The organism is Variovorax sp. GW821-FHT10B04 (assembly GCF_059415645.1).
The window spans coordinates 482970-497085 of record NZ_JBWKNQ010000003.1; the positions used below are offsets into that span (position 1 = coordinate 482970).

11 protein-coding genes and 2 tRNA genes are annotated in these 14116 nt (G+C 65.4%); 8 read left to right on the top strand and 5 right to left on the bottom strand.

Annotated features, from left to right (window positions below; translation table 11 throughout):
* Positions 1–17: 17 nt before the first annotated feature.
* Together AC07PZ_RS10465 and polA are read right to left on the bottom strand one after the other, a co-directional pair.
* A complete protein-coding gene (locus AC07PZ_RS10465) occupies positions 18–923 on the bottom strand; it encodes a LysR family transcriptional regulator (protein WP_495294985.1) in 906 nt (301 codons plus the stop codon).
* Between the two features lie 9 nt (positions 924–932).
* Complete coding sequence (gene polA, locus AC07PZ_RS10470) at positions 933–3752, bottom strand: DNA polymerase I (protein ID WP_495294986.1); 2820 nt, start codon at positions 3750–3752, stop codon at positions 933–935.
* Between the two features lie 96 nt (positions 3753–3848).
* Here polA and AC07PZ_RS10475 point away from each other — a divergent pair, with 96 nt between their 5' ends.
* The 3 genes from AC07PZ_RS10475 to AC07PZ_RS10485 are packed head-to-tail and all read left to right on the top strand — an operon-like array spanning position 3849 to position 6058.
* A complete protein-coding gene (locus AC07PZ_RS10475; protein WP_495294987.1) occupies positions 3849–4211 on the top strand; it encodes a hypothetical protein in 363 nt (120 codons plus the stop codon).
* 5 nt (positions 4212–4216) lie between these two features.
* Positions 4217–5254 (top strand): homoserine kinase, encoded by a 1038-nt coding sequence (locus AC07PZ_RS10480; protein ID WP_495294988.1) that lies wholly within the window; start codon positions 4217–4219, stop codon positions 5252–5254.
* 9 nt (positions 5255–5263) lie between these two features.
* Positions 5264–6058 carry a BPSS1780 family membrane protein gene (locus tag AC07PZ_RS10485; protein WP_495294989.1) on the top strand — a complete coding sequence of 265 codons (795 nt, stop codon included), beginning with the start codon at positions 5264–5266 and terminating at the stop codon, positions 6056–6058.
* A gap of 141 nt (positions 6059–6199) precedes the next feature.
* On the opposite strand, the gene AC07PZ_RS10490 is transcribed toward AC07PZ_RS10485, so the two are convergent.
* Entirely contained in the window at positions 6200–8614 is a 2415-nt protein-coding gene (locus AC07PZ_RS10490; protein WP_495294990.1) for a UvrD-helicase domain-containing protein, read from the bottom strand.
* A 43-nt stretch (positions 8615–8657) separates the two neighbouring features.
* Positions 8658–9128 (bottom strand): azurin, encoded by a 471-nt coding sequence (azu, locus tag AC07PZ_RS10495; protein ID WP_495294991.1) that lies wholly within the window; start codon positions 9126–9128, stop codon positions 8658–8660.
* Between the two features lie 227 nt (positions 9129–9355).
* Between azu and AC07PZ_RS10500 the strand changes: the two genes are divergently transcribed.
* The 5 genes from AC07PZ_RS10500 to AC07PZ_RS10520 all read left to right on the top strand — a co-directional run bounded on the left by AC07PZ_RS10500 (position 9356) and on the right by AC07PZ_RS10520 (position 12030).
* Positions 9356–10021, top strand: a complete 666-nt coding sequence (locus AC07PZ_RS10500; protein ID WP_495294992.1) for an OmpW/AlkL family protein — start codon at positions 9356–9358, stop codon at positions 10019–10021.
* 236 nt (positions 10022–10257) lie between these two features.
* Positions 10258–11235 (top strand): GMP reductase, encoded by a 978-nt coding sequence (locus tag AC07PZ_RS10505; RefSeq protein ID WP_495294993.1) that lies wholly within the window; start codon positions 10258–10260, stop codon positions 11233–11235.
* 57 nt (positions 11236–11292) lie between these two features.
* Positions 11293–11368: transfer RNA gene (locus AC07PZ_RS10510), tRNA-Ala, on the top strand.
* A gap of 197 nt (positions 11369–11565) precedes the next feature.
* Positions 11566–11641: transfer RNA gene (locus AC07PZ_RS10515), tRNA-Lys, on the top strand.
* 257 nt (positions 11642–11898) lie between these two features.
* Positions 11899–12030: a hypothetical protein gene (locus tag AC07PZ_RS10520; protein WP_495294994.1), complete on the top strand. Its 132-nt coding sequence runs from the start codon at positions 11899–11901 to the stop codon at positions 12028–12030.
* Positions 12031–12114: 84 nt separating this feature from the next.
* Here AC07PZ_RS10520 and AC07PZ_RS10525 read toward each other — a convergent pair whose 3' ends face one another.
* Positions 12115–13950, bottom strand: a complete 1836-nt coding sequence (locus AC07PZ_RS10525; RefSeq protein ID WP_495294995.1) for a DEAD/DEAH box helicase — start codon at positions 13948–13950, stop codon at positions 12115–12117.
* Positions 13951–14116 lie beyond the last annotated feature (166 nt).

Consider the following 14116-nt stretch of genomic DNA (forward strand, 5'->3'; position numbering starts at 1 on the left):
GCCGCGCCGGGCGCCCGTCAGCCCATCGTCTGCGCGATGGCCTGCTGCATCGCACGCGTGATGCTGCGCACGGCCACCGAGTCCGGCTTGCCGGCAAGGCGCAGTGCGCGCACAGGCACCGGAATGTGCGGCTCCAGCGCCAGCACGTCGACCTTCGCACGATCGGCGGACCCGGCCGTGCAGCCGTCGACCAGCGCCACGCCGAGCCCGTGATGCGCCATCGCCAGCGCCGCGTGGTACGTCTGCACCGTGACCACCGCCTGCTGGAAGCCCACGCCGGCCTGGCGGCAGGCCTGGCTCAGGCTGGTGCCGACCGGGTCGCGGTTGTCGAGTCCGACGACCGGAAGCTTGGCCAGGTCATGCAGCGCCACCGAGCCGTTGCGCACCAGCGCGCGCGGCAGCATACCCTTGGGCGCCACGCAGACCATGCGGCTGTCGGCCAGCGACTCCTGCGTCAAGGCCGGATGCAGCGCCGGGCTGAAGGCGAAGCCGACGTCGGCTTGCTGCAGCAGCAACGCCGACATGATCTGCGGCGAATGCAGCGACTCGATGGTCACCGCGATGCCCGGATGCTTTTCGCGGAAGGTCTTGAGGGCGCGCGGCACCACCTCGTAGCTGAGCGCCAGCACGGTCAGGATGCGCAACTCGCCCGCCACGCTGGCCGTCTTCAGGTTGGTGGCCAGCCGCTGCACCTCGTCGAGCTGCGCGAACAGCTTCTCGATGTGCGGATGCAGCGCCAGCGCCTCGGTGGTCGGCGCGAGCCGGCCCTTGGTCCGCTGGAACAGCGGGAAACCCAGTTGCAGCTCCGCATGCTGCAGCGTGCGGCTCACTGCCGGCTGGGTGATGTTGATCAGCCGCGCCGCCGCACTCACGCTACCGGTGAGCATGATCGCGTTGAAGACTTCGATATGGCGCAATCGCACGATGAACGCTCAATGTGCCTTGTCCCAGTTCGGCCCGACGCCGAGTTCGGCGAGCAGGGGCACCTTGAGTTCCGCCACGCCGGCCATCAGCCGAGGGATCTCGCTGCGCACCCACTCGACTTCGGCCTCGGGCACCTCGAACACCAGTTCGTCATGCACCTGCATGATCATCTTCGTCGCGCGTTTTTCCGCGTCGAGCACGTCCTGAACCTTGACCATGCTGAGCTTGATCAGGTCTGCCGCCGTACCCTGCATCGGCGCGTTGATGGCCGCGCGTTCGGCACCGCCACGGCGCGGACCGTTGGGCGAGTTGATCTCCGGCAGATAGAGCCTGCGACCGAACACGGTTTCGACGTAGCCCATTTCCTTGGCGCTGGCACGCGTCTCGTCCATGTAGTGCTTCACGCCCGGGTAGCGCGCGAAGTAGCGGTCGATGTACGACGCCGCCGCCTTGGTCTCGATGCCCAGGTTCTTCGCCAGCCCGAAGCTGCTCATGCCGTAGATCAGCCCGAAGTTGATCACCTTGGCATAGCGCCGTTGCTCGCTCGACACCTGGTCGACCGGCACGCCGAACACCTCGGCCGCAGTCGCGCGATGCACGTCGATGCCTTCGGTGAAGGCGCGCAGCAACGACTCGTCGCCGCTGATGTGGGCCATGATGCGCAGCTCGATCTGCGAGTAGTCGGCGCTCGCGATCACGCTGCCCGCCGGCGCCACGAAGGCCTCGCGCACGCGCCGGCCTTCGGCGGTACGGATCGGGATGTTCTGCAGGTTCGGGTCGTTGCTGCTCAGCCGGCCGGTCACGGCCACCGCCTGCGCGTAGTGCGTGTGGACGCGGCCGCTGCGCGGATTCGCGAGCTGCCCCAGCTTGTCGGTGTAGGTGCCCTTGAGCTTCGACAGGCTGCGGTGCTCCAGCAGCTTGGCCGGCAACGGGAAGTCGTCGGCCAGCTTTTCCAGCACCTCTTCGTCGGTGCTCGGCGCGCCGCTCGGCGTCTTCTTGACGACGGGCAGGCCCAGCTTGGTGAAGAAGATCTCGCCGATCTGCTTCGGGCTGCCCAGGTTGAAGGGCTGGCCCGCCAGCTCGTAGGCCTCCTGCTCCAGCTGCATGATGCGCGTGCCGAGTTCGTGACTCTGCGCGGCCAGCGTCGGCGCATCGATCAGCACGCCGTTGCGCTCGATGCGGTAGAGCGCCTCGCTGCTGTCCATCTCCAATTGGTAGATGAAACGCAGCTTCTCGTTGGCCTCCAGTTGCGGCCAGAGCGTCAGATGCACGTCGAGCGTCTGGTCGCTGTCCTCGCAGGAGTATTCGGCCGCCTTGGCGATGTCGACCTGGCTGAAGGAGATCTGCTTCGCGCCCTTGCCACACAGGTCTTCGTAGTCGATGCCGCTGCGGCCCAGATGACGTTCGGCCAGGCTGGCCAGGCCGTGCGGCTTGTGGACCTCGAGCACATAGCTCTGCAGCATCGTGTCGTGCGCATAGCCCTGCACCTCGATGCCGTGGTTGGCGAGCACATGCCGGTCGTACTTGACGTGCTGGCCGAGCTTTTTCTTCGCGCCGTTTTCCAGCCAGGGCTTGAGCTTCGCCAGCACCTCGTCGCGCGGTAGCTGGTCGGGTGCGTCGGGGTAGTCATGGGTCAGCGGGATGTAGGCCGCCTCGCCCGGCTTCACGCTGAAGCTCAGGCCGACGATCTCGGCGCGCATCTCGTCGAGCGACGTCGTTTCGGTGTCGAGCGCGACCAGATCGGCCGCCTCGATCTTCGCGAGCCAGGCGTCGAACATGGCCCAGTCCAGCACCGTGTCGTAGGCCAGGTTGCTGGCCTTCTCGGCCGCCTCGTCACCCAGGCTGTCGACCGGTTCGTCGAACAGGCCCGGGCCGGCGTCGCCGGCCTTGCTCTTCTCTTTCTTCTTGCGGTTGTTCTCCTCGATCAATTCGGGTGGCACCGCATGCGTCTCGAGCGTCTTGACCAGGCTCTTGAAGCCGTATTGCTCGTAGAACGCCTTCAGCGCATCGACCTGCTGCGGCCCGATCGCGATGCCGTCGAGCGACGGCAGGCCGGCCACGTGCGCCGTCAGATCGCAATCGGTGCGGATGGTCACGAGCCGGCGGCCCTGCGGCAACCAGTCCAGCGCCTTGCGCAGGTTCTCGCCGGCCTGGCCCTTGACCTCGGCCGCGTGCGCAACCAGTTCGTCCAGCGAACCGTACTGCAGCAGCCATTTGGCGGCCGTCTTGGGGCCGACCTTGTCGACGCCCGGCACGTTGTCGACGGTGTCGCCGACCAGTGTCTGGTAGTCGATCATGAGCGACGGCGGCACGCCGAACTCGGCCGTCACGCCGGCCACGTCGCGCCGCTTGCCGTTCATCGTGTCGATGATCGTGATGTGCTCGTCCACCAGCTGGCTCATGTCCTTGTCGCCGCTGGAGACGATCACCTCGATGCCCTGCTGCGCAGCCGTGCGTGCCAGCGTGCCGATCACATCGTCGGCCTCGACATCCGGCACGTGCAGCACCGGCCAGCCGAGCAGCCGCACCACCTGGTGGATCGGGTCGATCTGGCCACGCAGGTCGTCGGGCATCGGGGAGCGGTTCGCCTTGTAGGCCGGATACCACTCGTCGCGGAAGGTCTTGCCGGGCGCGTCGAACACGCAGGCGGCGTAGTCGGCGCGGACTTCGCGGCGCAAGGCCTGCATCATGTTGATCATTCCGCGGATCGCGCCGGTCGCGGGGCTGGCGGGGTCGCCAGGGACGGCGCGCAGGTCGGGCATCGCGTGGAAGGCGCGGTAGAGGTAGCTCGAACCATCCACGAGCAGCAGCGTTTTCTTGTCGGTCATCGGGGCATTTTGCCGTGCGGCGCAGGCCGCCGACCACGCCCGCCGTCGCCATGGGCCGACATCGCGCCCCGGGAGGGCCGGACCTACAATCGGCCCATGCCGTCCTTCCATCGCCCCATTGCCCAATTTCTGTTTGCGCTGACCTGCGCCCTGCCCTTCGCGGCAACCCACGCGCAGACCACGCCGCAGCCTTCCGCCGCCCAGCCGGACGAAAAGCAACAAGCGCGCGAGGAAGGCCGCAAGAACCAGAAGATCGAGAACATCCACGTCGAGGACGGCGGTGCATCGGTCGACGAGAAGCGTTATGGCGGCCAGACGCAAAGCATCACGGTCCAGCCGAAAGCCAATGTTCCGGGCTACAGCGTGCTGCCCAACGACGGCGGGCGCGAGCGCCAGGGCCAATCCGAGACCGGCACCGGCGGCAACGGCCCGCGGGTCTGGAACGTGATGAAGTTCTGAGCGTCGTGGCGGTCTACACCGAAGTCGGCTTCGACGAAGCCGACGCCCTCCTGCGGCGACTCGACCTCGGCACGCTGCGCGACCTGCGCGGTATCGAAGGCGGCATCGAGAACACCAACTATTTCGCGACCACCGACAAGGGCGAGTTCGTGCTGACGCTGTTCGAGCGCCTGGGCGCCGAACAGTTGCCGTACTACCTTTGCCTGATGAAGCATCTGGCCGGCCACGGCATTCCCGTGCCCGAACCGTTCGCCGACCCAAGCGTTCGCCCTGCGCCGGACAACGCATTCGGCGACGCACCCGGTGCGCCGTGCGAGCTGCTGCATACGGTCGCGGGCAAGCCGGCCGCCGTGGTCCAGCGGCTCAGCGGCAAGAGCGAGCTGGCGCCGTCGACGGCGCATTGCGCGGAGCTGGGCGGCACCTTGGCGCGGATGCATCTCGCGGGCCGCGACTTTTCGCGCAGCCAGCCCAATCTGCGGGGCCTGGCCTGGTGGAACGACACCGCCCCCGTGGTGCTGCCCTACCTCGACGAAGCCCAATCCGCGCTGCTGCGCACGGAACTCGCCCACCAGAACCACGTCGCCGGATCGTCGACCTTCGCGGCACTGCCGCGCGGACCGGTCCACGCGGATCTGTTCCGGGACAACGCGATGTTCTTCGCTGGCGACGGCCCGCCACGCCTGAGCGGAATCTTCGACTTCTACTTCGCCGGCACCGACAGCTGGCTCTTCGATCTCGCCGTGTGCCTGAACGACTGGGCCGTCGATCTGCCGAGCGGTCGGCAGGACGCGGAACGAACCGCGGCCCTGGTCAACGCATACCTCGCGGTCCGTCCGTTGACGGCTGCGGAGCGCGCGCTGTTTCCGTCCATGCTGCGCGCTGCCGCGCTGCGTTTCTGGATTTCCCGGCTGTGGGATTTCCATCTGCCGCGCGAGGCCAGCATGCTGAAGCCGCACGATCCGACCCATTTCGAACGCGTGCTGCGCGAGCGCGTGCGCTCGCCATTGGTGCCTGCGGACATTCCCGAGCCGGTGGCGGCCTGAACTGAACTGATGAAACTCAACCTTGTGCCGGCCCGTACCGGCGTGACCTGGGTCCGCAGCGGACTCAAGACCTTCCTGCGCCAGCCGTTGGCCTTCGTCTCGCTCTTCTTTTTCTTCATGGCGCTGGTTTCCATCGCCTCGCAGATTCCCTTCATCGGTGCGGTGCTCGCGCTGATGCTGCTGCCGACCATGACGCTCGGCTTGATGGCTGCGGCGGCGCATGCGAGCAGCCCCGAGAAGCCGGCCGCAGGCACGGTGTTCCGCGCCGCGCTTCAGGCAGTGCGCGCCGACGTGCGGCCGATGACGGTGCTCGGCGCGCTGTACGCGGGGCTGTTTCTGCTGGTGATGGCGATTTCGGCCATCGCCGACGGTGGCGAGTTCGCGCGCATCTACCTGCTGGGCGGCGCGCTGAGCCGCGAGGTGGCGGAGAAGACCGAATTCCAGGTGGCGCTGTGGATCGCGATGGCGTTGTATCTGCCGCTGTCGCTCGCGTTCTGGCACGCACCGGCGCTGGTGCACTGGCACCGCGTGCCACCCGCCAAGAGCCTGTTCTTCAGCTTCGTCGCCTGCTTCAGGAATTTCGGTGCGATGACGATGTTCGGACTGGCCTGGTTCGGCGTCTTCGTCGGCGCAGGGCTGGTGCTGAGCATCGGCGCGACGCTGCTGGTGGCGGTCGGCGCGATCGGCATGGGCGACGGCGCCACGGCAGCCGGCGGCGCAGTGATGCTGGGCGGTGCGCTGGTGATGGCGGCGATGTTCTTCACCAGCACCTGGGGCACCTTCAGGGACAGCTTCAAAGAGTAGGCTCGCCCAGAGAGTGGGCTCGCCCCCAGGCTTCGCGCACTTCGTGTCGCTTCACCCCCCCCCTACCGGGGGCAACACCGACGGACTGGCAGAGCCAGATCCGTGGTGTTCCTGGCCTTGATCCAGTCTCGTCGGAATCGATCAGACGGGTGTCAGTTTGGCGACGGACAGTGCCAACCACTTCACGCCGTGACGCGGGAAATTGACCTGCGCGCGCGCGTCGTCGCCGGAGCCTTCAAGGGCGGTGACGGTCCCTTCACCGAACTTGTTGTGGAACACCTGCATGCCCGAGCGCAGGCCGTGTGAGGGTGCGGCCTTCTGCGGTGGCACCGGCGGGCTGGCGAACGCATCGCGGCTGAAGCCGCCCCCACCGGCCTGGCCGCGGCCCGACGTCGCGTAGCCCCCGCCGTAACCGAAGGCGGACGGCGCAAAACCGGCGTTCTTCGGCGTCAACCACTTCAGCGCGCCTTCAGGCAACTCTTCATAGAAGCGGCTCTTGAGGTTGTAGCGCGTCTGGCCATGCAGCATGCGGGTCTGCGAATGGCTCATGTAGAGCCGCTGGCGCGCACGCGTGATCGCCACGTACATCAGCCGGCGCTCTTCCTCGAGGCCATCGTGGTCGGTCATGGAGTTCTCGTGCGGGAACAGCCCCTCCTCCATGCCGGTGATGAACACGCAGTCGAACTCCAGGCCCTTGGCGGCATGCACGGTCATCAGTTGCACCGCGTCCTGGCCGGCCTGCGCCTGGTTGTCACCGGACTCCAGCGCGGCGTGCGTCAGGAAGGCGGCCAGCGGGCTCAGCGTCTCGCCGGTCTCCGCGTCGGGTGCGAGCGGCTCATCGACCACCGGCAGATTCGGATCGAGGCCCTGGCTGGCCGGCGACTGGCGCAGTTCGTCGATCGGCAGCGCGACCGCGTCGCGGCCGAAGCCTTCCTGCGTGACGAAGCTCTCGGCCGCGTTCACCAGTTCTTCCAGGTTTTCGATGCGGTCCGCGCCTTCGCGATCGGCCTTGTAATGCTCGATCAGGCCGCTGTGGTCGAGCACCAGCTCGATGATTTCGCGCAGCGAGATGCCCACGGTCTGCTCGCGCAGCACGTCGATCTTGGCGACGAAAGCCGACAGGTTGGCACCCGCCTTGCCGCCGACCGCACTCACCGCGTCATGCAGCGAATGGCCGGCCACCCGCGCCGTGTCCTGCAGCACCTCGATGCTGCGCGCACCGATGCCACGCGGCGGGAAATTCACGACGCGCAGGAAACTGGTGTCGTCGTCCTTGTTCTCGAGCAGTCGCAGATAGGCCAGTGCGTGCTTGATTTCGGCGCGCTCGAAGAAGCGCAGGCCGCCATACACGCGGTACGGCACGGCCGCATTGAACAGCGCCGTCTCGATCACCCGGCTCTGCGCATTGCTGCGGTAGAGCACTGCGATTTCCTTGCGCGCGATGCCTTCGCGCACCAGCTGGCGCATCTCCTCGACCATCCATTGCGCTTCGGCGAAGTCGCTGGTCGACTCGTACACGCGCACCGGCTCGCCCGGACCCTGCTCGGTGCGCAGGTTCTTGCCGAGGCGCCGGGTGTTGTGGCTGATCAGCGCGTTGGCCGAGTCGAGGATGTTGCTGAAGCTGCGGTAGTTCTGCTCCAGCTTGATCTGGTGCTGCACGTTGAACTCGCGCACGAAGTCCGTCATGTTGCCCACGCGCGCGCCGCGGAAGGCATAGATGCTCTGGTCGTCGTCGCCGACCGCGATCACGCTGTTGTGCGCGCCCGGCACGAAGCGACCGTCCACCACCTGGCCCGAGAGTATCTTGATCCAGGCGTACTGCAGCTTGTTGGTGTCCTGGAACTCGTCGATCAGGATGTGGCGAAAGCGCCGCTGGTAGTGTTCGCGTACCGCATCGTTATCGCGCAGCAGTTCGTAGCTGCGCAGCATCAGTTCGCCGAAGTCGACCACGCCCTCGCGCTGGCATTGCTCCTCGTACAGCCGGTAGAGCTCGACCTTCTTGCGGTCGTCTTCGCTGCGGGTCTCGACGTCGCCGGGCCGCAGCCCGTCTTCCTTGGCGCCGGCGATGAACCATTGCGTCTGCTTGGCAGGAAAGCGCTCGTCGTCGACCTGGTACTGCTTCATCAGCCGCTTGATGGCGGACAGCTGGTCCTGCGTGTCGAGGATCTGGAAGGTCGACGGCAGATTGGCCACTTTCCAGTGCGCGCGCAGCAGCCGGTTGCACAGACCATGGAAGGTGCCGATCCACATGCCACGCACGTTGACCGGCAGCATCGCGGTGAGCCGCGCGGTCATCTCCTTGGCAGCCTTGTTCGTGAAAGTGACGGCCAGGATGCCGCCCGGCGACACACGGCCGGTCTGCATGAGCCAGGCAATGCGGGTGGTGAGCACCCGCGTCTTGCCCGAACCCGCGCCGGCGAGGATCAGCGCATTGCCTTCGGGCAGCGTGACGGCAGCAAGCTGCTCGGGATTGAGGTTCTGCAACAGCGGCGACGCTGCGGCAGCGCCGGGAGAAGAGGCGCCAGGGGAAGCGTCGTGCGGGCCGAAAAGGGACATCCGACCATTGTAGGAAGCCGGGGTCCGACGCGCCGCTGCCGATCTACTTCACGAGCTTCAATGTGCCCTTCATCAACGACGAATGGCCGGGGAACGAGCAGAAGAAGCTGTAGCTGCCGGCCGAATCGAGCTGGGCCACCGGAAATGTCACGCTGTCGCTCTCGCCACCACCCACCAGCTTGGTGTGCGCGATCACGCGGGCGTCACCCGGCTTGACGTAATTCTGGGCAGCGCCGGCAGCAATGCCGTCGGCGGCGATGGCCTGAACGTCGGCCGCCTTGGCCAGCACCCAGTTGTGACCCATCGCCTGCTTCGGCAGCTTGCCGGCATGCTTGAGCTTCAGCGTGAAATCCTTGCAGCCCTTGCCGATCTCGATGGCGGTCTTGTTGAACTGCATGGCGTCGTTGCCTTCGATCTCCGCGCTGCAGTCGGCAGCGAGCACGGGCATGGAGACGAGGGCCGAGACGGCGAAGGCGGCAAGGGCGGCAAGGGCGGCGGTATGGCGGCGAATCATGAAGTTTCCTTGGAACGGCAGTCACGACGGCGGGCTGCGTTGCTGCGCATTCTTTCGGCGCCAGCGTCTTCCATGGATGACCTGCATCAAGGTCCGTGCACACGGCCATCGCACCTGCACACCGGAGGCCGGGTCTTGCGGCAGATCAAGACACGCATGGCGATGCCTGCCGACACTGATCCCAGCTGCCGGCCCCGCGTGCCGGCCACCACTGGAGAGAAAGAACCATGAACACGAAGCTCACACGCACACTGATCGGCACACTTCTGGGCGCCTCCCTCGGCGCTCTGATCGCCCTGCCCGCACAAGCCCAGGAAGCACAGGGCAACTGGCTGGTGCGCGCCCGTGCCGTGCGGATAGACCCGGCCAATCATTCCGATGCCATCGGTGCGCTGGCGATCCCGGCAGATGCGATCACGGTGAACGACAAGACAATTCCCGAGGTCGACATCACCTATTTCTTCACGCCCAACATCGCAACCGAACTCGTGCTGACCGTGCCCCAGAAGCAGACGGTGACCGTCGAGCAGAGCGCGCTGGGCGGCCCCGTGGCGATCGGCAGCTTCAAGCACCTGCCGCCGTCGCTGATGCTGCAATACCACTTCGCACCCGATGCGCAGATCCGCCCCTACGTCGGCGCTGGCGTGAACTACACGCGCATCAGTTCGGTGAACCTGAACGTGCCGACCGTCGGCCGGCTGGATCTTGACCACAACAGCTTCGGGCTCGCGGTGGGCGCGGGCGTCGATTTCGCCGTGGCGAAGAACGTCTTCCTCAACTTCGACGTGAAGAAGGTGCAGATCCGCACGGACGTGAGCCTGGGCGGCACGAAGCTGTCGACCGTCAAGGTCGATCCATGGCTGATCGGCGTGGGCGTGGGCTATCGTTTCTGATCTGCCCTCCGGGGGATCGCGCCTGGAAGCTGTCCCGCGAATAAGGTCTATACCGAATTTGCCGCTTGCAGACGCCACGCCCTCTCTAAAATCAATCACCGGGCCCAAGTTTCTTGGCTCCCGGTTTTTTTGCGCCCGCATTCTGCGGCGCTGCGATCAGGCCGGGACCGGACCAAGCGCCCACGCCAGCGGAAATTGCTCCCTGGCGCACTTCGTCAACAGGAGCTTGGTCTTCCATGCAGATATTCGATTACGACAACATCCTGCTGCTTCCGCGCAAGTGCCGCGTGGAGAGCCGTTCCGAGTGCGACGCCAGCGTCACACTCGGCGGCCGCAGCTTCCGCCTGCCCGTCGTCCCCGCCAACATGAAGACGGTGGTGGACGAGCGAATCAGCCTATGGCTCGCGAAGAACGGCTATTTCTACGTGATGCACCGCTTCGATCTCGACAACCTGAAGTTCGTACGGGACATGCATGCCGCGGGCGTGTTCGCCTCCATTTCGCTGGGCGTGAAGAAGCCCGACTACGACACCGTCGACCAACTGGCCGCAGAAGGCCTCACACCGGAATACATCACGATCGATATCGCACACGGCCATGCCGACAGCGTGAAGAACATGATCGGCTACCTGAAGCAGAAGCTGCCGAAGTCGTTCGTGATCGCCGGCAACGTCGGTACGCCGGAGGCCGTGATCGACCTCGAGAACTGGGGCGCGGACGCCACCAAGGTCGGCATCGGCCCGGGCAAGGTGTGCATCACCAAGCTCAAGACGGGCTTCGGCACCGGCGGCTGGCAGCTGAGCGCGCTCAAGTGGTGCGCGCGGGTCGCGACCAAGCCGATCATTGCCGACGGCGGCATCCGCGACCACGGTGATATCGCCAAGAGCATCCGCTTCGGCGCCTCGATGGTCATGATCGGCTCGCTGTTCGCGGGTCATGAGGAATCTCCGGGCCAAACGGTCGAAGTCGATGGCACGCTCTTCAAGGAGTATTACGGCTCGGCCAGCGACTTCAACAAGGGCGAATACAAGCATGTCGAGGGCAAGCGCATCCTGGAGCCGATCAAGGGGAAGCTCGCCGACACGCTGATCGAGATGGAGCAGGACGTGCAGAGCTCGATCAGCTACGCGGGCGGCAAGGCGCTGATGGACATCCGCAAGGTCAACTACGTGACGCTCGGCGGCGACAACGCAGGTGAGCATCTGCTGATGTGAAAGGCGTGGCGCTGGTGCGAGACAGATCGCCATCGTCTCGCTAGAATTTCTTTCTGTGGGGGGGTAGCTCAGCTGGGAGAGCGCCGCGTTCGCAATGCGGAGGTCGTGAGTTCGATCCTCATCCTCTCCACCACGATTCCGACTTGAGGCTCCACGGCAGGCCGCTGGAGCCTTTTCTTCGCCGGTGATCTCCGCCCGGATATCCTCCATCGTCAGGCAGACGACGTTTACACGCCATGTCCACGAAATGTGACTGGCGTTTGCCAAATGCCAGAATTCATGGCTATAATAGCGGGATTGACTGGGAACGGTAATCAAACTGTTCCACAGGGGCTCTTAGCTCAGTTGGTAGAGCAGCGGACTCTTAATCCGTAGGTCGAGTGTTCGAGTCACTCAGGGCCCACCACCAACAAAGAAACCTCGTAGGTTGTTGATTCGAAAGATCAGCGGCTTACGGGGTTTTCTCATTTCAGGACTTGAACAAGCTCTTCGCACGCGCCTTTTGGAAGCTGCGGCGCGGGCGTTCAATGCGCAGCGGCTGACCAGCCCACCACCATCCATCCAGCGAGGCAATTTCCCGAGGCCGCCGCCGCGCAAAAGCGTTCGCACTCATTCGATGGGCACCTACACGTTGCGAAGCGCCGACTTTCCACAATAGCTGCCATGAACCGCTTCTTCATCACCATTGCCGCCTCGCTGGCTTCTGCAGCGTTGCTTTGCCTGTCGATCCCCGCAGGGGCCGCCGATGTCGACGGCGGAGCCATCCTCCTGCTCGGATCGCTGCATCCGCGTTGAGCTCACACCGCACAAAAAAAAGCCCGCTCTTCCATCACAGAAGGCGGGCTTTTTCATGCGGCATCTACCGCACGGAATCTGATCTCAGCGCGACGGCTTGAATGCACGCTTCTGTGCATCGCGAGGAACGAACACCTTGCCGCCACCCGCGTTGCCGCGAGGAGCGAAACCATCGCCACGACCTGCGCCGGCACCAGCCGATGCACCGCGCGGCGCACCCTCGCCCCAGCCCGGCTTGCGACCGTAGCCACCCGCACCGCCTGCATCGTCGCGACCACCAAAACCGCCGCCATGACCACCCGGGCGAGGGCCTGCACCCGCCGGCGCACGCGCTGCGCGATCGTTGAAGCCGCTGGCACCCGCATAGTTGCTCGGACCACCGCCGTAACCACCTGCATTGCCGCCGCGATGGCCGGCACCGCCGCCGAATTTGCGGTCACGCGAGTGACCCTCTCCACGGCCGCGACCACCGAAGTCGCCTTGCGGACGCGATTGCGGCATGCGCTGTTGCGGCTCGAGACCCGGAATGGTTTCGGACTTGAACTGCTGGTGGCTGTAATGCTCGATGTCCATGATCTTGCGACGATCGCGGAACTCAGCAAAGGTCACAGCGATACCGTCGCGGCCAGCACGGCCGGTACGGCCGATGCGGTGCGTATAGTCCTCGGCCTTCATCGGCAGGCCGAAGTTGAAGACGTGGGTGATGGTCGGCACGTCGATGCCGCGCGCAGCCACGTCGGTTGCCACCAGGATCTGCACCTGGCCTTGGCGCAGCGCCATCAGGCGGCGGTTGCGCAGGCCCTGGCTGAGCGCGCCGTGCAGCGCGACGGCGCTGAAACCGTCCTGTTGCAGGTCATTGGCGAGGCCGTCGCATTCGACCTGCGTGCTGGCGAACACGATGGCCTGATTGATCGTCGTGTCACGCAGCCAGTGATCAAGCATCTTGCGCTTGTGCTGGGTGTTGTCCGCCCAGAACAGCACCTGCTTGATGTTTGCGTGCTTTTCCTGAGGCGAATCGATCTGCACCTTCTGCGGCTGACGCATCACGCGCGTGGCGAGCTGCTGGATGCGCGGCGCGAAGGTCGCGCTGAACATCATGGTCTGCTTGCGGCCGATGGTCAGTTGATTGACTTCAGCCAGATCGTCGGAGAAGCCGAGGTCGAGCATCCGGTCGGCCTCGTCGACGACGAGGAACTGGACCTGATCCAGCTTGATCTGCATCGAGCGCTGAAGGTCGAGCAAACGGCCTGGCGTGGCGACCACGAGATTGGCGTTCTGCAGCTTCGCGATCTGCAACTGGTAGGGCATGCCGCCCACCACGCTGGCAACGCGCAGGCCACGGCAATGGCGCACGAGGTCGATGGCGTCGTGCGCCACCTGCTGCGCGAGTTCGCGCGTCGGGCACAGGATCAGGGCGCCAGGCGTGGCCGCCTTGAAGTTGCGCGCATTGGTCGGATCCTTGCGCTTGGCCTTCTTGGGAGGCGCTTCCCCACGGGCTGCGGCTTCGGCGGACAGGCGCTGGAACTCGGCCTTGGCGATTGCCTCGGCTTCGGCTTCCTGCTTGAGCAAAGTGTGCAGCACGGGCAGCAGGAAAGCCGCTGTCTTGCCGCTACCGGTCTGGCTGGACACCATCAGGTCGATGAAGCGGGCATCGCCCTCTTCAGTGCTACCGAGGGCCAACGGGATGACCTTGTCTTGCACGGTCGTCGGCTGTTCGAAGCCAAGATCGGCTACAGCGGCCACCAGCTCGGCAGCGAGGCCCAGGCGCACAAAGCCGTTCGGCAACTTGGGAGCCTCCTCGGCGGCATCTTGCAGTTCGGCTGCAGGTGCGTCGATGGTGGCAAAGGAATCGCCGGCCACGGCGAATTCATCGGATTGCACAGGCGCGAAATCGCCCTGCGCTTCATAAGCGTCGGTCATAGAGATAGTCTCATACGCGAGCGCTGCCGTTGGCGGCGCCCCGTCGGGTGGTTAAAAACATCAACCATCCAACGACATTCAGCAAGACTGTCCGGATGAATCCGGCGCTTTCGCCTTGGCTGCGGCCCGTTTCGTCGGGCGCGGTGTGCAAGATAGGGAGATGCAA